This is a genomic window from Lentzea aerocolonigenes (genome assembly GCF_000974445.1).
Lineage (GTDB): Bacteria > Actinomycetota > Actinomycetes > Mycobacteriales > Pseudonocardiaceae > Lentzea > Lentzea aerocolonigenes.
The window spans coordinates 1-16,515 of record NZ_BBOJ01000040.1; the positions used below are offsets into that span (position 1 = coordinate 1).

At 68.7% G+C, this 16,515-nt stretch carries 17 protein-coding genes and 1 pseudogene; 11 read left to right on the forward strand and 7 right to left on the reverse strand.

Annotated features, from left to right (window positions below; genetic code table 11):
- From AOM45_RS46890 to AOM45_RS46905, 4 genes are all read left to right on the forward strand, one after another.
- Nucleotides 1–609 (forward strand): group II intron maturase-specific domain-containing protein (locus tag AOM45_RS46890; protein WP_269083684.1); only part of this gene is annotated, 609 nt, incomplete at its 5' end.
- Between the two features lie 141 nt (nt 610–750).
- Nucleotides 751–1,089 (forward strand): Scr1 family TA system antitoxin-like transcriptional regulator, encoded by a 339-nt coding sequence (locus AOM45_RS46895; RefSeq protein ID WP_269083685.1) that lies wholly within the window; start codon nt 751–753, stop codon nt 1,087–1,089.
- The gene (locus tag AOM45_RS46900) at nt 1,064–1,270 is read left to right on the forward strand and encodes a DUF397 domain-containing protein (RefSeq protein WP_030473628.1); all 207 of its coding nucleotides are present in this window, start codon (nt 1,064–1,066) and stop codon (nt 1,268–1,270) included. Before AOM45_RS46895 ends, AOM45_RS46900 begins: the two co-directional genes overlap by 26 nt.
- A 122-nt stretch (nt 1,271–1,392) precedes the next feature.
- Nucleotides 1,393–3,678 carry a RelA/SpoT family protein gene (locus AOM45_RS46905; protein ID WP_030473627.1) on the forward strand — a complete coding sequence of 762 codons (2,286 nt, stop codon included), beginning with the start codon at nt 1,393–1,395 and terminating at the stop codon, nt 3,676–3,678.
- A 66-nt stretch (nt 3,679–3,744) separates the two neighbouring features.
- On the opposite strand, the gene AOM45_RS46910 is transcribed toward AOM45_RS46905, so the two are convergent.
- Nucleotides 3,745–4,599: a peptidylprolyl isomerase gene (locus tag AOM45_RS46910; protein WP_030473626.1), complete on the reverse strand. Its 855-nt coding sequence runs from the start codon at nt 4,597–4,599 to the stop codon at nt 3,745–3,747.
- 114 nt (nt 4,600–4,713) lie between these two features.
- Here AOM45_RS46910 and AOM45_RS46915 point away from each other — a divergent pair, with 114 nt between their 5' ends.
- The 3 genes and pseudogenes from AOM45_RS46915 (at nt 4,714) to AOM45_RS46925 (ending at nt 7,393) form a co-directional block, all read left to right on the forward strand.
- Nucleotides 4,714–5,421 carry an MBL fold metallo-hydrolase gene (locus AOM45_RS46915; protein WP_030473625.1) on the forward strand — a complete coding sequence of 236 codons (708 nt, stop codon included), beginning with the start codon at nt 4,714–4,716 and terminating at the stop codon, nt 5,419–5,421.
- Nucleotides 5,422–5,426: 5 nt separating this feature from the next.
- Nucleotides 5,427–6,674: pseudogene (hisS, locus tag AOM45_RS46920) on the forward strand (histidine--tRNA ligase); the annotation flags it as partial.
- Nucleotides 6,675–6,766: 92 nt separating this feature from the next.
- Entirely contained in the window at nt 6,767–7,393 is a 627-nt protein-coding gene (locus AOM45_RS46925; protein ID WP_030473623.1) for a hypothetical protein, read from the forward strand.
- Nucleotides 7,394–7,411: 18 nt separating this feature from the next.
- Here AOM45_RS46925 and AOM45_RS46930 read toward each other — a convergent pair whose 3' ends face one another.
- Nucleotides 7,412–8,248, reverse strand: coding sequence for a spermidine synthase (locus AOM45_RS46930; protein WP_030473622.1), 837 nt, complete (start codon nt 8,246–8,248; stop codon nt 7,412–7,414).
- Between the two features lie 45 nt (nt 8,249–8,293).
- Here AOM45_RS46930 and AOM45_RS46935 point away from each other — a divergent pair, with 45 nt between their 5' ends.
- Nucleotides 8,294–8,647, forward strand: coding sequence for a DUF1304 domain-containing protein (locus tag AOM45_RS46935; protein ID WP_030473621.1), 354 nt, complete (start codon nt 8,294–8,296; stop codon nt 8,645–8,647).
- Here AOM45_RS46935 and AOM45_RS46940 read toward each other — a convergent pair.
- Genes AOM45_RS46940 through pnuC form a run of 3 tightly spaced genes read right to left on the reverse strand, consistent with a single transcriptional unit; the run spans nt 8,568 to nt 11,558 of the window.
- Nucleotides 8,568–9,899 (reverse strand): YibE/F family protein, encoded by a 1,332-nt coding sequence (locus AOM45_RS46940; RefSeq protein ID WP_063757208.1) that lies wholly within the window; start codon nt 9,897–9,899, stop codon nt 8,568–8,570. The two genes, AOM45_RS46935 and AOM45_RS46940, sit on opposite strands and share 80 nt — an antisense overlap.
- A gap of 34 nt (nt 9,900–9,933) precedes the next feature.
- Nucleotides 9,934–10,992, reverse strand: a complete 1,059-nt coding sequence (locus tag AOM45_RS46945; protein ID WP_030473619.1) for an AAA family ATPase — start codon at nt 10,990–10,992, stop codon at nt 9,934–9,936.
- A complete protein-coding gene (pnuC, locus tag AOM45_RS46950) occupies nt 10,989–11,558 on the reverse strand; it encodes a nicotinamide riboside transporter PnuC (RefSeq protein ID WP_236704090.1) in 570 nt (189 codons plus the stop codon). The genes AOM45_RS46945 and pnuC overlap by 4 nt, the downstream gene beginning before the upstream one ends.
- A 45-nt stretch (nt 11,559–11,603) precedes the next feature.
- Between pnuC and AOM45_RS46955 the strand changes: the two genes are divergently transcribed.
- On the forward strand, nt 11,604–13,580 hold the full coding sequence (locus tag AOM45_RS46955) for an intein-containing Rv2578c family radical SAM protein (RefSeq protein ID WP_030473617.1): 1,977 nt from the start codon (nt 11,604–11,606) through the stop codon (nt 13,578–13,580).
- A gap of 63 nt (nt 13,581–13,643) precedes the next feature.
- Here AOM45_RS46955 and AOM45_RS46960 read toward each other — a convergent pair whose 3' ends face one another.
- Nucleotides 13,644–13,991 carry a hypothetical protein gene (locus tag AOM45_RS46960; protein ID WP_051784760.1) on the reverse strand — a complete coding sequence of 116 codons (348 nt, stop codon included), beginning with the start codon at nt 13,989–13,991 and terminating at the stop codon, nt 13,644–13,646.
- 67 nt (nt 13,992–14,058) lie between these two features.
- A complete protein-coding gene (locus AOM45_RS46965) occupies nt 14,059–14,796 on the reverse strand; it encodes a putative protein N(5)-glutamine methyltransferase (RefSeq protein ID WP_030473615.1) in 738 nt (245 codons plus the stop codon).
- Between the two features lie 306 nt (nt 14,797–15,102).
- Here AOM45_RS46965 and AOM45_RS46970 point away from each other — a divergent pair, with 306 nt between their 5' ends.
- Both AOM45_RS46970 and AOM45_RS46975 read left to right on the forward strand, forming a co-directional pair.
- Nucleotides 15,103–15,630, forward strand: coding sequence for a TetR/AcrR family transcriptional regulator (locus AOM45_RS46970; RefSeq protein ID WP_081902805.1), 528 nt, complete (start codon nt 15,103–15,105; stop codon nt 15,628–15,630).
- Nucleotides 15,627–16,361 carry a TIGR03084 family metal-binding protein gene (locus AOM45_RS46975; RefSeq protein ID WP_030473613.1) on the forward strand — a complete coding sequence of 245 codons (735 nt, stop codon included), beginning with the start codon at nt 15,627–15,629 and terminating at the stop codon, nt 16,359–16,361. The genes AOM45_RS46970 and AOM45_RS46975 overlap by 4 nt, the downstream gene beginning before the upstream one ends.
- Nucleotides 16,362–16,515 lie beyond the last annotated feature (154 nt).

A 16,515-nucleotide genomic window follows, 5' to 3' on the forward strand; every position in this document is an offset into this window, starting at 1 on the left:
CAGGCCAACTACCGCTTGGTGCGGTACGCGGACGATTTCCTGGTGCTGGTGTCGGGCAGCCGTGAGCACGCTGAACAGTTGCGTGAGGTGGTGGCGGAGGTGCTGGCGCCGATGGGGTTATGCCTGTCGGCGTCCAAGACGATGATCACCCATATCGACGAGGGCTTCGATTTTCTGGGGTGGCGTATCCAGCGTCATCGGCAGAAGGGCAGCGATCGGCGCTACATCTACACCTATCCGTCCCGGCAATCGCTCAAGGCGATCATGGGCAAGGTGAAGAAGTTGTGTCGACAGGACATCAACCGGCCGCTTCCGGTCTTGCTGAGTCGGCTCAACCCGGCTCTGCGGGGTTGGTGCGCCTACTTCCAGCCGGGGGTGTCGAGTTCGACCTTCCACTGGCTGAGTCATCTCACCTGGCGGCAGGTCATTGGATGGATCCGACGCAAACACCGCCGGATCACGTGGAAGCAGCTCCGCCGACGTTATTGCGGCGGCGGATGGTGGCCGATCACAGCGCGGGGACGGCTGTTCGAACCGGGCCGGGTGTCCACTACTCGCTACCGGTATCGAGGAGCCCGTATTCCTACGCCCTGGGCGGCCATCGGATGAGGCGACCCGATCGTCCACACGGGAATCATGGAGAGCCCGGTGCTCAGTAATGGGCACGCCGGGTTCGGGAGGCGGCTCGGAGAAACCCACCAGCAGCAATGCTGACAGGGCGCTCCGAGTCGACCTCACCTTGCCCTGAGGATTCGCGTGGGCGATGCGCGGATCATGGAGGAGCAGTACCTGCGCATGCTCTTCCACACGCACATCCTCCGCATCATTCCCATGTCGGCGGGCGCGGCTGTAGCCACGAGGTCGTCGCGCATGTTGTTCAGCTTCGAGAAGCACACGCCCTTGGCGTACAGCGAGACCGACGTGGCTCAGGTGTTCGCGCACGACGGCAAGGCCATTGCGAACAGTCGGGAGTTCTTCAAGTGGTTGGAGGCGCGAGCATTGGATGAGGGACAATCGCGAAGCCTGCTGGCGAACTACGTCAGCGGACTGCGAGAGGACTCTCATGACCCCGGAGCGGACCTGGCGTAAGAGCACCTACAGCGGGGACACGGCGAGTGGCTCGTGCGTCGAGGTGTCGCTCGCGGCACCCGTCACCCCTTACGCGCTCGACTCCGCCGCGGCGCTCGTGCGTGACTCGAAGAACACTCGCGGTCACGTTCTGGCCTTCTCCGGCTCCGCCTGGGCGGCGTTCGTGGCGAGCGTCGCCTGATCGGCTCAGCAAAAGTTTGGGCGGCGTTCACCGTGTGAGCTGCGCCGCTCAGCGCGCCATCGGAAGTTTCGTCAGCGTGAACGCGTTATCCTCGGTACTCGCGAGACCCGAGGAGCGTGGGGTTGAGTCAAGACACCGAACCCGCTGCGACGGTTGTTCAACCGTCGGCTACCCGGCGCGTGCGCGCCCGCCTTGCGCGGCGCATCACCGCCCAACGTGCGGCCCCGGTGAAGCAGGTCCTCGAACCTCTCGCCGCCGTGCACCGTGACCTCCATCCCAAGGCCGATCTGGCGCTTCTGCAGCACGCATATGACGTTGCCGAGGAGAAGCACCGCCCGCAGCGCCGCAAGTCCGGCGATCCGTACATCACCCACCCGCTCGCCGTGGCGACGATCCTCGCCGAGCTGGGCATGGACACCACGACGCTGGTGGCCGCGCTGCTGCACGACACCGTGGAAGACACCGACTACTCGCTCAACCAGCTCAAGGAAGACTTCGGTGAGGAAGTCGCCCGGCTGGTCGACGGCGTCACGAAGCTCGACAAGGTCAAGCTGGGGGCAGCGGCCGAGGCCGAGACCATTCGCAAGATGGTCATCGCGATGGCGAAGGACCCTCGGGTTCTGGTCATCAAACTGGCCGACCGGCTGCACAACATGCGCACCATGCGGTTCCTGCCGCCGGAGAAGCAGGCCCGCAAGGCCCGTGAGACGCTCGAAGTGCTCGCACCGCTGGCCCACCGGCTGGGCATGGCGACCGTCAAGTGGGAGCTGGAGGACCTCGCGTTCGCGATCCTCCAGCCGAAGAAGTACGACGAGATCGTCCGCCTGGTCGCGAAGCGTGCACCGAGTCGCGACACGTATCTGCGGACGGTTGTCGAGGAGCTCAACACGCAGCTCGAGGCCGCGCGGATCGTCGCGAAGGTCGAGGGCAGGCCGAAGCACTACTACTCGATCAACCAGAAGATGATCGTGCGCGGCCGGGACTTCGACGACATCCACGACCTCGTGGGTGTCCGGATCCTGGTCGACGAGGTGCGTGACTGCTACGCGGCCATGGGTGTGGTCCACGCGGCCTGGCAGCCGATGCCGGGGCGGTTCAAGGACTACATCGCGCAGCCGCGGTTCGGCGTGTACCAGTCGCTGCACACGACCGTCATCGGTCCCGACGGCAAGCCTCTCGAGGTGCAGATCCGCACACACGAGATGCACCAGCGGGCCGAGTACGGCATCGCGGCGCACTGGCGCTACAAGGAGACCAAGGGCACGCACAACGGCAAGTCCGTCGAGATCGACGAGATGGCGTGGATGCGCCAGCTCCTCGACTGGCAGCGGGAAGCCGCGGACCCCGGTGAGTTCCTCGAAGGGCTGCGCTGGGACCTCGCCGCGCGCGAGATCTTCGTGTTCACGCCGAAGGGCGACGTCGAGACGCTGCCGACGGGGTCCACGCCCGTCGACTTCGCCTACGCCGTCCACACCGAGGTCGGGCACCGCTGCATCGGTGCGCGCGTCAACGGTCGTCTGGTCGCTCTCGAACGCAAGCTCGAGAACGGCGAGGTCGTCGAGATCTTCACCTCCAAGGCGGAGGGCGCGGGTCCGTCCCGCGACTGGTTGAGCTTCGTCGCGTCACCGCGCGCCAAGGCGAAGATCAAGCAGTGGTTCGCCAAGGAGCGCAAGGAAGAGGCGATCGAGCAGGGCAAGGACGCGATCACCAAGGAGGTCCGCCGCGTCGGGCTGCCGATCCAGCGTCTGGTCAGCGTCGACTCGATGCAGGCCCTGGCCAAGGAACTGCACTACCCGGACATGAGCGCGCTGTACGCGGCGGTGGGCGAGGGCCACACGAGCGCCCGCCACGTCGTGCAACGGCTCGTCGCGCAGCTCGGCGGTGTCGACCACGCCGAGGAGGAACTGGCCGACCGCGCCACCCCGTCCACGGTCACCAGGCGCCGCCCCACGGGCGACGCCGGCGTGATCGTCAAGGAGGCGGGCGACGTGTGGGTGAAGCTCGCCCGCTGCTGCACTCCGGTGCCGGGCGACGACATCCTCGGCTTCGTCACGCGCGGCGGCGGCGTGTCCGTGCACCGCACCGACTGCACGAACGCGGACGAGCTGCTGAAGTCGCCGGAACGTCTCCTCGACGTCGAGTGGGCGCCGTCGGCCTCCAGCGTCTTCCTGGTCGCGATCCAGGTGGAGGCGCTCGACCGGCACCGCCTGCTCTCGGACGTCACGAAGGTGCTGGCCGACGAGCGCGTGAACATCCTGTCGGCGTCGGTGACGACGTCGCGGGACCGCGTGGCCGTCAGCCGGTTCTCGTTCGAGATGGGCGACCCGAAGCACCTCGGGCACGTCCTGAAGGCGGTGCGCAGCGTGGAGGGCGTCTACGACGTCTACCGCGTCACGTCGGCGTCGTAGTCACTGGGGCAAGACGCGAAACAGCCCCCGGAGCGGGCAGCTCCGGGGGCTGTTCTCTGTGAAGAGTTAGTTCGCGACCAGCGCCGACTTGATGTCGACCGGCGTCTTGGGCTTGCCGTCACCCTGACCCGGCTGCTGCGAGATCGTGCCGGTCTTCGCGACCTCGTCGATCTTCTTCAGCGAGTCCTGGTCGACCGTGCCGAAGATCGTGTACTTCGGCTGCAGGTTCGCGCCGTCGCCGTAGACGATGAAGAACTGCGAACCGTTGGTGTCCGGGCCCGAGTTCGCCATGGCGAGCACGCCGCGGCCGTAGGTCAGCTCCGGGTAGACCTCGTCCTTGAACGAGTAGCCGGGGCCGCCCATGCCGTTGCCGCCGGGGTCGCCGCACTGGAGCACCTGGATGCCGGTCACCACGAGGCGGTGGCACGTGGTGTTGTCGAAGTACTTCTGCTTGGCCAGCGAGATGAAGTTGTTCACCGTGCACGGGGCCAGCGACCGGTCGAGGTTGAACTTCAGGTCGCCGATCGAGGTGCCGAGCGTGACGCCGACGGTGCCGGTCGCCGGCTGCTCGCCGTTCGCGGGCGGCGTGTTCTCCTTGGCCGCCGGCTCCTGGCCCTTCGTGTATTCACAGTTCACCTTTTCCGGCAACGCCTGCGGGCGCTTCGGAATCTGGTGCATCTCGGTGGGGATCTTCTCCGCCTTGTCCACCGACTCCTGCTGCGGAGTCTCTGATGCGGCGGCGTCACCGTTGCCGAAGTCGTGGGTCGCGAGCCACCACACACCACCTCCGACGAGCGCAACAACGACGACCGTCGAGACGACGGCGATGATACGACGCTTCTTGGCCCGCTCCTGGCGGTAGACCATCTGACGCTCAAGCTTGCGCTTGGCTGCCGCGCGTCGCTGCTCGTTGGTGGGCACGTGCTCCCTCCCCAGGGACTCATGCGAATAGGGCGGACGGCTCGGGAGTCTAGGGCCTGCGCATATGGCCTTTGTGTAGTGGTTAGGCTGAAGGGGATTAGGGAGGTCATTTTCGTGCTCGTGATCGGGTTCCCGACCGGTGCGCTCCAGGCGAACTGCTTCGTCCTGGCGGCCGGTGAGGGCGAGCCCTGCGTGATCATCGATCCCGGTCAGGACGCGGTCGAGCCGATCGAGCAGGCGTTGCGCAAGCACCGGCTCGCACCGGTCGCCGTGCTGCTCACGCACGGGCACTTCGACCACACGTTCTCCGTCACGCCCGTGTGCGACGGCAACGACATCCCCGCCTACATCCACCCGGACGACGTCGAGATGCTGTCCGACCCGCTCAAGGGCGTCAGCCGCGAGTCGGCCGTGTTCTTCGGGGGCAACCTGGAGATGCGGGAGCCGAACGAGGTCCGGGAGCTGAAGGACGGCACCGACCTCGACCTCGCCGGGTTGAAGATCACCGTCGACCACACGCCGGGCCATACCGGCGGGTCGGTGATGTTCCGCTCCGGCGTGCAGGAAGGCGGTCGCCTGGTGATCTCGGGTGACACGCTCTTCGCCGGTTCGATCGGACGCACCGACCTGCCCGGCGGTGACCACTCACGCATGTTGTCGTCTCTGCAGAACAAGGTCTTGACCTTGCCCGACGACACGGTGGTGCTGCCCGGCCACGGACAGACGACGACCATTGGCCGCGAGCGCGCGACGAACCCGTACCTGCTCCAGCTGCAGGACGCTGTTCCCGACGCGCAGGCCGCCCCGCACCGAGGACTTTGAGAGACGTGTTTTCCGCACCCAAAGGCGTTCCCGACTACATCCCGCCGACGTCCGCCGCGTTCCTGCACGTCCGGTCGACGCTGACCCGTGCCGCCGAGCTCGCGGGCTACGCCTACATCGAGCTGCCCGTCTTCGAGGACACGGCGTTGTTCTCCCGCGGTGTCGGTGAGTCGACCGACGTCGTCACCAAGGAGATGTACACCTTCCTCGACCGCGGCGACCGGTCCATCACGCTGCGCCCCGAGGGCACCGCGGGCGTGATGCGGGCCGTGATCGAGCACAGCCTCGACCGCGGCTCGCTGCCGGTGAAGCTCTTCTACGCGGGCCAGTTCTTCCGCGCCGAGGCCCCGCAGGCCGGCCGGTACCGGCAGTTCCACCAGGTCGGCATCGAGGCGATCGGCGTCGACGATCCCGCGCTCGACGCCGAGGTCATCGCGGTCGGCGACGCCGGGTTCCGCGCGCTGGGCCTGACCGGGTACCGCCTGGAGATCACCTCGCTGGGCGACGCGAACTGCCGTCCCGCGTACCGGGAGAAGCTCCAGGCGTTCCTGGCGAAGCTGCCGCTCGACGAGGCGACCCGCCAGCGCGCCGAGCTGAACCCGCTGCGCGTGCTCGACGACAAGCGCCCCGAGGTGCGCGAGATGGTCGCCGAGGCGCCGCTGATGGTGGACCACCTGTGCGACGAGTGCCGCGCGCACTACGAGCTCGTGAAGGGCTACCTGACCGAGCTGGGCGTGAAGTTCGTCGAGAACCCGCGCATGGTCCGCGGCCTCGACTACTACACGAAGACGACGTTCGAGTTCGTCCACGACGGCTTGGGCGCGCAGTCCGGCATCGGCGGTGGCGGCCGTTACGACGGCCTGATGGCCCAGCTGGGCGGCCAGGAGCTGTCCGGTGTGGGCTTCGGTCTCGGCGTCGACCGCGCGCTGCTCGCGGCGCAGGCGGAGGGCGTGCTGCCCGAGCTCGGCCGCGTCGACGTGATCGGCGTGCCGCTGGGTGAGGCCGCGCGGGCCCGGCTGGTCGCGATCGCCGGCGAGCTGCGTGCCGCCGGGGTGCGGACGGACCTCGTCTACGGCGGCCGGTCGATGAAGGCGGGCTTCAAGGCGGCCGACAAGTCGGGCGCGAAGCTCGCTCTCGTGCTGGGCGAGCGCGACCTGGAGGCCGGCAACATCGGCGTGAAGACCCTCGCGACCGGCGAGCAGATCACCGTGCCGCTCGCGGACGTGATCTCCGCGGTGCGCGACGCGCTGAAGGCGAGCGAGCTGGTGGCCGCGGTGCCGGGTGGCGCCGAGGCGCTGGCGTCGGACCTGGGTGGCGCGGTGGCCGAGGCGGTGCGGGAGACCCCGTGAGCGACGACAAGCTCGTTCTCGACCTGCTGGACCAGGCGACGGTCCGCAAGCGTGCGCGGATGGTGGCGATCGGCGGCCTCATGGTCGCCCTCGCCTTCGGTGCGGTCATCGGGTTCTTCGGCGGCCGCTGGGCGGGCATCATCGCGTTCCTGATCGTGTCCCTGCCGGTGATCCTGCTGGCGCTGTCCGAGGCCCGCCGCACGGTGTGGCTGGAGGGCACGACCGTGTACGTCCGCGCGTTCGGCACGCGCCAGGTCGACCTGGCCACCGCCGACGCGCTCGACCTCCTGGTGACCGACCTGCGCGGCGCCAGGACCGTCGGGCTGTTCGTGCGCGGCGGCAAGAAGGCGATCAACGTCGCGTTGTCGATGTACGCGGGCACCGGTGGCCGTGAGCTGGGCATCTACCAGCTGCGCAGGCTGGCCGACGCGTTGGCGGCGCGGGGCGACACGCCCGGCCTGGTGTTCTCGGAGCTGCTCGTGGCCCAGCTGCGGGCCGAGGCGCGCGGGCTGGCCGCGGCCGACCGTCCGCTGTACCGGCTCGGGTCGCTCGCGCCGGCGGGCCGCATGGCGCAGAAGCTCCATCCGGACGCCGTGTCGAAGTTCGTGACGTCGCTGGACTGAGTGTGCTGGGCAAGCCGCCTACGTGCCCCAGAGGCCCGAGGGCGGCGCGGGGGACAGGGTCGCGGTCGCGTCGGTGGTGACCGGTGCGCCACCGATGAACTTCGTCAGCCCCGTGCCGTGCTCGACCCGCCCCGGGAACGGATCCCCGGCGGTCGCCCGCGTCAGCTGCTGCATCGGCAGGCCCGTGTGCGACGCCAGGATCACGAAGTTGCCGAACCTGCGGCCGCGGAACACGCCTGGTTCGGCGAGCACGCAGACGTGTTCGAACACCGAGCGCACGGTCGCGCACTGGGCTCGTGCGAACTGCAGGCCGTTGCCGTCGCCGATGTTCGCCGCGTAGATCCCGTCTTCCGCCAGCGCCGCGGACGCCTGCCGCACGTACTCGACCGACGTCAGGTGCGCGGGCGTGCGGGCGCCGGCGAAGCAGTCGCTCACGATCAGGTCGAACGAGCCGGGGCGGGCCTTCACCAGCACCGCGCGGGCGTCACCGGTGGTGATCCTCACCCGAGCCGGTGGCGGGAGCTCGCGGCGGAGGAACGCGATCAGCCCGGCGTCGATCTCGGCCACCTGCTGAGACGCACGGGGCAGGAGATGTGCCACGTAGCGCGCTAGCGTGAGAGCGCCACCACCGAGGTGGAGAACACGCGAGGGCGCGGTGAGGTCGACGATGTGACCCAGGCGGCGGACGTACTCGAACTCGAGGTAGGTCGGGTCGTCCAGGTCCACATGCGACTGTGGGGTTCCGTTGACCCGCAACGTCCACGAGTTCCGTCCACCCAGGTCGGGCACCAGCTCCGCGACACCTGAGTCGATCGACTCGGTGATCGCCTCGGTGTCGGGCCGCTGTCTTCCCACTGCTCTATTGTCTCATCGGGCGTGTCAGTCCAGAGGAGGACCTACGTGCAGGTTATCGCCAACATCCTGATCGCCCTCGTGGCGTTGATTCACCTCTACATCGTGGTGCTGGAGATGTTCCTCTGGACGACACCACGTGGCCAGAAGGCGTTCAACCTGACGCCGGAGTTCGCCCAGGAGACCAAGACGCTCGCCGGGAACCAGGGCCTCTACAACGGCTTCCTCGCGGCCGGCCTGATCTACGCGCTGATCCGGCAGGACTTCGGCGCGTCGGTGCTCTTCACGGTGTTCGTGATCGTGGCGGGCGTCTACGGCACGTTCACGGCGAGCCGGAAGATCTTCTTCGTGCAGGTGGTGCCTGGCGTGCTGGCGCTGCTCTTCGTGCTCTTGGCGCGCTAGGGCGTTCCCACGGCCCCTTGTCGGGGTCGTAGCCGATGAAGAGGTCGCCCTCGATCCGTGCGGGCCGCGGCTTCTCGGTCTTCGGCTCGGGCTTCGGGCGCTTCACGGTCTTCGGTTCCGGCTCCGTCGGCTCCGGAGGCGTCTCGGCAGCGGGAACCTCCTGGCGCACCGCGACGAGCGCGGCCAGGGCGGTGGTCACCGGGACCGCCGCCACCAGGCCGATGCTGCCGACCAGGGTGCGCACGATCTCCTGCGCGATCTGCTGTGCGGTCAACACCTCGCCCAACGACCGCCCGGCCAGCGAGATCGCCAGCAGCAACGGCAGCGCGGCGCCCGCGTAGGCCATCACGAGCGTGTTCACCACGGACGACATGTGGTCGCGCCCGATGCGCGAGCCCGCCGCGAAGAGCTCCCGCCACGTCAGCTTGTCGTTGGCGCGGCGGAGCTCCCACACCGCACTGGTCTGGGTGACCGTCACGTCGTCGAGGACGCCCAGCGCGCCGATGAGCGTGCCGGCGAGCAGCAGCCCGCGCGTGTCGATGTCGGTGCCGAGCAGGGTGACGAGGTTGACCGTGTCCTCGTCGAGGCCGGTCAGCTTCGACACCACCGAGAACAACGCGCCCAGCACTCCGATCAGCGCGAGGCTGACCAGCGTCCCGAGCACCGCCGTCGACGTTCTCGCGGACACGCCGTGCGTCAGGTACAGCACCACGAACATGATCAGTCCGGCGCCGACCACCGCCACCAGCAGCGGGTTCTCGCCCGCGAGGATCGACGGCATGATGAACAGCGCCAGCACCGCGAAGCTCAGCAGCAACGCGCCGAGCGCCGCGAGACCCTGCCACCGCCCGAGCAGCAGCACGGCACCCGCGAACAACAGCGCCAGCACGAAGAGCGACCAGCCGCGCTGGAAGTCGACGATCTGGTACGACTCGGCGGCCTGCGGCTGACTGCCCGAATAGGACAGCACGACCTCGTCGCCGACCTGGAAGTGCGGTGCGCCTGGGCCTTGCGGGCTCGGGATCGTGACGCTCTGCCCGCTCGCGTCGCCGTCGGTCATCCGCACGGTGATCGCGATGCACTTGTCGCCGCAGTTCGCCTGCAAGCCGGTGATGACCGCCTCGACCGGCTTCTGGTGCAGGCCGATCGCGGCGCCGGTCTTCTGCTCGTGCCCGAACGGGTAGAGCAGTGCCGCGCCGACGATTGTGGCCAGCGCCAACGGCACCAGCAGCCACATCAGCAACGTGCGCACGCGCTGCGACGCGGGTTCCGCTGGTTGTGCGTGGCTATGCCCGTGACCGTGACCCACGCGTGACATCCTGCCCCATCAGGTGTTCGATCGCGGTGACGGCCGTCGCGAACCTGTTCTCCGTCACCTTCAGCCACGGCACGCCGCGCTGCGTGAGCTCGCGTTCGAAGAGGCCCGTCATCCACTCGCGCAGGTGTTCGCCGTCACGCCAGCCGTCCTGTTCGAACGGAACGCCCGCGTGGTCGGTGAGCAGGTAGAGGTCCGGTTCGGTGCCGGTGAAGAGGTTCGGGCGGAAACCGAGGTAACGCTCTCCCCAGACGGTGGCGGCGAACGCGTCGTTGTCCGCGATGACCAGTGGTGCGGTCTCGGCCCGGATGCGGCGTTCCTGTTCGCGCGCCACGTCTTCGAAGTCGCCGAGCGTCCACACCAGACGGTCCGGAGTGGCGTCCGGGTCGAACGACAGCGCGGCGCGCAGCTTGAGTTCGGTGTGCTCGCGGCCGTACTCGGGGATCCACGGTGCCCGGAAGTGGTCCGCGAGCCGGCGCGACAACGTCGTCGTGCCGGTGCTCTCGGCACCGACGACCACCACCTTGCGGCCGAGGCCGCGCTGGGTCGCGGGCGCGAGGTGGTGCCAGTTCGCGAGCGGGTCGGTCCGCACCGCCGTGCCGGAGACGGGGTGCGTGATCCGGTCGAGGTCGACGAGCACGTGGTGCGCGCCGAGCCGTCGTGCGAGCTCGTCGCCGTACTTCTCGCTGGAGAACACGACGTCGACCCCGGCCTTCTCCGGCTCCCCGTCGGCGATCGCGCGTCTGGCCAGCACCGCCTTGGTCAGTTCGACGTGCAGGCGCCAGATCTCGTCGGAGTCGAAGTCCATCGGGTGGTCGTCGAGGTCGCCGATGATCCGGATGCCCGGCGCGGTGTGGGTCTCGGTGAGCCAGCGGACGCGGTGTGCGAGCGGGATGGTCTCGCTGGAGGCCGCGAGGACCGTGACCGTGGTGCGTTCGCTGCGGGCGGCCGCGGTCTCGATGAGGTGGTGGTGCCCGTTGTGCGGCGGGTAGAACTTGCCGAGCACCAGCGCGTGGCCGAACTCCTTCACGCCGCCACCTCGTCCTTGACGTCCTTGGTCCAGCTGCGCAGGCCGATCACGCAGAGCACCATGAACCCCACGTACAACACAGCCGTCAGGTACAGCTCCTTGTACGCGTAGAGCGGCACGTAGATGACGTCCGCGGCGATCCACAGCCACCAGGACTCGACCTTCTTGCGCGCCTGGCCCCACGTCGCCAGCAGCGACAGCACCGTCGTGATCGAGTCCCAGAACGGGACGGTGGACGGGCTGAAGGAGACGAGGACCCAGTGCAGCAGCGCCGTTGCCAGCACGCCGGCGACCGCGAGCCAGAGCCACTGCCGGGTGGTCGTGCGGCTGACGCGCAGAACGCTGTGCTGCTCGCCGCCGCGCAGCCACGCCCACCAGCCGTAGAGGGCCAGCACGATGTAGACGACCTGGAGGCCGGAGTCGGCGTACAGGCCGCTGCCCCAGAACAGCACCAGGAAGGCGATGTTGTTGGCGATGCCGATGGGCCAGTTCCACGGGTTCTGCCGGGCGACCAGCCACACGCAGAGTGCGCCGGTGACGAAGCCTGCTACCTCAACGGGTGACACCTGGCCTCCTTGACCGCTGTTCGAACATGTGTTCGAATCGATGGTGTGCGATGGGACGGACAGAAACTCGAGGCAGAGCCGCAGCAGGCACTACCGGGGCTACCGGGACTGGTGCGCAGCGTACGAACTCCTGAGTTCGCGGACGTGGTGTTCCACGAGGTCCGCGCCAAATCCGTGCTCAACGGGGTACCGGGTTCGTCGCTGCCCTTCTCGTGGACCGTGAACCCGTACCGGGGCTGCTCACACGCCTGCACCTACTGCATGGCCGGTGACACCCCGATCCTCATGGGCGACGGCCGCACCAAACCGTTGTCGCAGTTGCGGGAGGGCGATGAGATCTACGGCACCGAGCTCGTCGGCAACTACCGGCGCTACAAGCTCACGACCGTTCTCGCGCACTGGGAGACGCGCAAGGAGGCGTACCGGCTGACGCTGGAGGACGGCACCTCGGTGGTCGCGTCCGGTGATCATCGCTTCCTGACCGACCGCGGGTGGAAGCACGTGACTGGCGAGACGGCCGGCACCGGCCGCCGTCCACACCTCACGACCGGCAACAAGCTGATGGGCACGGGGGCTTTCGTCGAGCAGCCGACCGTGACCGACGACTACCGCCGCGGCTACCTGCGCGGCATGGTCGACGACGAGAACGAGTTCCGGATCCCGTTGGCCGACATAGAGGCCATGGACCGCACACAGGAGTACCTCGACTACTTCGGTGTGCGAGAGGGGAGTGGATTTCTGCACCAAGTGCGCGACCTCGCGCACTGGCAGATAGCCCCGAACCCCGACTGGCTCAAGGGATTCCTGGCCGGCGCGTTCGACTACCTGGGGACCTGCTCGCGCAGCATCCTGCGGCTGTCGTCGCGCAACGCCACCGTCATCGAGGCGATCGTGCTGGCGTTGAAGCACTTCCACTTCGACTTCGCGATCGAGGAGCTGCGCCGCCGCCGCGGTGTGCGGGTCGTGCGGCTGCGCGGTGGTCTGCGCGAGAACCTGCGGTTCTTCCACACCGTCGACCCGGCGATCACGCGCAAGCGGGACATCGACGGCGTGGCGATCAAGTCGCAGCAGCCGTTGGGCGTCGTGTCCGTCGAACCGCTCGGCGAGATGACGTTGTACGACATCACGACCGGTACTTCGGACTTCATCGCGAACGGCGTGGTGTCGCACAACTGCTTCGCGCGCAAGACGCACACGTACCTGGATCTGGACTCCGGCAAGGACTTCGACAGCCAGCTGATCGTCAAGGTCAACGCGGGGGAGGTGCTGTCGCGTCAGCTGCGGTCTCCCCGCTGGAAGCAGGAGCACGTCGCGCTGGGCACGAACACCGACCCGTACCAGCGGGCGGAGGGGCGGTACGCCTTGATGCCAGGGATCATCGAGGCCCTGACCGCCTCCCGCACGCCCTTCTCGATCCTCACCAAGGGCACGTTGCTGGCCCGCGACCTGCCGCTGCTGACCGCGGCGGCCGAGGTCGTGCCGGTCGGGATCGCGGTGTCGCTCGCGTTGATGGACCGCGATCTGCACCGGTCGCTGGAGCCGGGCACGCCGACGCCCGCCGCTCGCCTCGACCTGGTGCGCAAGGTGCGGGAGGCGGGGTTGCCGTGCGGGGTGTTCGTGGCGCCCGTGCTGCCGGAGCTGACGGATTCGGTGGAGCAGCTGGACTTCCTGCTGGAGCAGATCGCGGACGCCGGCGCCACCGGTGTGACCGTGCTGCCGCTGCACCTGCGTCCTGGTGCGCGGGAGTGGTTCGCGGCCTGGCTGCGCCGTGAGCACCCGGACCTGGTCGAGACCTACCGGCACCTGTACGGCAACGGGTCCTATGTGGACAAGCGGTACCGGAAGTGGTTGACCGCGCGGGTGGTTCCGTTGATCGAGAAGCACGGGCTGGCACCACGCGGCCGTTCCACCGACGCCGTCACCGGTGTGCCCGGCGACGACGACGGCGTGTGGCCCGACGGCAGCCTGCCGGTGGGTGTGCCGGCGCCACGCGTGGACCAGGAACAGCTCACGCTGCTCTGAAATCGCTCTTGTTGAGCACTGCGGTAGGCACCCTCTTCCCCGGGGTGTCCTTCACCGCTTCGGTCACTCGGCCCAGCCGCCCTGGACCATCGTCTGGAACTTCCACTCGCCGCCGACCTTCACGAGCAGGTCGCCGTAGCGGACCGTGATCCCGTTGATCGTGCCGTCGGTGATCACGAAGACCAGGTTGTCGTTGATGAAGTGCGGCGTCCTGGTGGACTCCATCTGCACGTCACCTCCGAGTTGAGCCCCCATCTCCTCGAGGAACCTCTCCCGGTCCCACGACGTCGCCGAACCGTCGGTGACGGTGTTGATCGGGAACAGCGCCATGTCGGCCATCTTTTCGACCTCGCCCTTGACCGCGAGCTCGTCCCACCGTGCGAACCACTGCATGACCTCGTCGTACGACATACCGTACATCGTACGGAGTCGGGCGCGGTGCGTCGAGGCGGATTTCCGTGCGGGGTCTAGGCACGGTCTAGGCGGGCAGGGTGCCGACCACTGCGGTGGTGTCTTCGCTGGTCACGAGGTTGGCTTCGAAACCGGCGGAGGTGAAGGTGTGGAGTGCTTCGGGTGCCTGGCGCGCGCTGGTCTCGCTCATCAGGGTGCCGCCGGGGCGCAGCCAGCTCGCCGCCTGGGCGGCCACGCGGCGCATGACCTCGAGGCCGTCCGTGCCGCCGTCCAGAGCGATCCGTGCCTCGTGGTCGCGTGCTTCGGACGGCATGAACTCGATGTCGCCGGTGGGCACGTACGGCACGTTGGCGACCACGACGTCGATGTGACCTCGTAGGTGCGTGGGCAGTGCATCGAACAGATCGCCCTCGTAGACGTTCGTGAGGTTCTTACGCGCGCACGCCACGGCCATGGGGTCGATGTCGGCCGCGTACACCGTTGCGTTCGGCAGTCTGTGTTGCAGCACCGTGCCCACCGCGCCGGATCCGCAGCACATGTCGACGACCACGCCGGGCTTCAGCTCGGTGGCGAGGTCGACCAGGAGCTCGGTGCGGTGACGGGGCACGAACACGCCCTTGGTGATCGTGATGCGCTGGCCGCAGAACTCGGCCCAGCCCACCACGTGCTCCAGCGGCAGCCCTGCGACTCGTTGCGCGACCAGCTCGTCGAGGTGCTGCGGGCTGGTGGCGGCTTCTTCGAGCAGGGCGGCCTCGTCCTCGGCGAACACGCAGCCCGCGGCCCTGAGTTGATCGACGATGCTCATCGCACCGGACGGTAGCAGTCACTCGGGCGGGTGAAGTCTGTCCGGATCCACGCCTGGCAGCGCCTGTTAGGTGTCCGGAAATCATGGTCATCTTCGCCCCCGCAATTAGGAAGGGGCGGGCGGGCGGCGGCGTGGCGGCTTCCGGGTGGCGGTTCGGGTGGCGGTTCGGGAGGCGGTTCGGGAGGCGGTTCGGGTGGCTCGGCATTTACAAGCAGTCTTGACTGTTTGTTTGTGGGCCGGAACACTCGGGGCGTGGAAACGAGGCAGCGTCAGGCCGACCGCACCCGCGAGACGAAGCGGAAGCTCATGGAGGCGACCGTCGAGTGCCTGGTGGAGCGCGGCTGGTCCGGCACGACGACGACCGAGGTGGCCGAGCGGGCGGGCGTGTCGAGAGGCGCGCAGCTGCACCACTTCAGGACCCGCGGCGAGCTGGTGGCCTCGGCCGTGGAGTACGTGGGCGCGGAGAGCGTCGAGGTGCTCAAGCGGCGGGCGCAGATCGCGGAGAAGAGCACGCACGCGGTGGTGGAGCTGATCGCGGACTTCCACGCGAGCGACCTGTTCACCGCCGCGCTGGAGCTGTGGGTCGCCGCGCGCACGGACCCGGAGCTGCGCGAACAGGTGCTGGAACTGCAGGCGCGGCTCGGGCGCGAGGTGTACGGCCTGGCGCTGGAACTGCTCGACGTCGACGACGCGAAGCCCGGGGTCAAGGACGCGGTGCAGGCGACGCTCGACCTGGTGCGCGGCCTGGCGCTCGCGAACCAGCTCGCCGACGACGGCAAGCGCCGCGCCCACGTCGTGCGCTACTGGGCGAAGATGCTGGAGGAGCAGCTGTGATCACGGAACTGCTGGCCGATCTCGACGCCGAGTCGCGGGACCTCGACGAGCTGGTGGCCGGAGCGCCGGACTGGACGCTGGCGACCCCTGCCGAGGGGTGGACGATCGGGCACCAGATCGGCCATCTCATGTGGACGGACAAGGCGGCGATCCTCGCCATCGCCGATCCCGAGGCGTTCCGGGCGCAGCCGCTGACCGCGGACCTCGTGGACCGCACCGCGGCGGAGGCGGCGGCGCTGCCGGACCTGCTGGAGTTGTGGCGTGCCAGCCGGTCTGCGCTGCACGAGCACCTGGCGGGGGCTCACGGCAAGATCGTGTGGTTCGGGCCGCCGATGAGCCCGGCGTCGATGGCCACCGCCCGGTTGATGGAGACGTGGGCGCACGGGCAGGACGTCGCCGACGCGCTCGGGGTGGTGCGGGAGCCGACGGCGCGGATCAGGCACGTGTGTCACATCGGGGTGCGGACGATGGGGTTCGCATTCCTGCTCAACGGGTTGGCGGTGCCGGAGGCCGAGGTCCGGGTCGAGCTGACCGGGCCGGGTGGCGAGTCGTGGACGTGGGGGCCCGAGGGCGCGGAGAACCGGGTTTCGGGGCCGGCGCTGGACTTCTCGTGGCTGGTGACGCAGCGGCGCAACCGCAAGGAGCTCGCGGTCGAGGCCGTGGGGCCGGTGGCGGAGGCTTGGGTGCCGATCGCGCAGGCGTTCGCGGGGCCGCCTGGGGGTGGCCGGTGAGCGGGGGATCGGTGGCGTGGGCCGGGGCGTGGCCGGTGAGCGGGAGATCGATGGTGTGGGCCGGGACGTGGCCGGTGAGCGAGCGATCGGCGGCGTGGGCCGGGATGTGGCCGGTGAGCGGGAGATCGATGGTGTGGGCCGGGACGTGGCCGGT

Bases quoted from the DNA above. Each gene is read 5' to 3' on its own strand.
- AOM45_RS46960 (WP_051784760.1), bottom strand. From the start codon at position 13,991: ATGTCGTACGACGAGGTCATGCAGTGGTTCGCACGGTGGGACGAGCTC.
- AOM45_RS46965 (WP_030473615.1), bottom strand. From the start codon at position 14,796: ATGAGCATCGTCGATCAACTCAGGGCCGCGGGCTGCGTGTTCGCCGAG.
- AOM45_RS46970 (WP_081902805.1), top strand. From the start codon at position 15,103: ATGGAGGCGACCGTCGAGTGCCTGGTGGAGCGCGGCTGGTCCGGCACG.
- AOM45_RS46900 (WP_030473628.1), top strand. From the start codon at position 1,064: ATGACCCCGGAGCGGACCTGGCGTAAGAGCACCTACAGCGGGGACACG.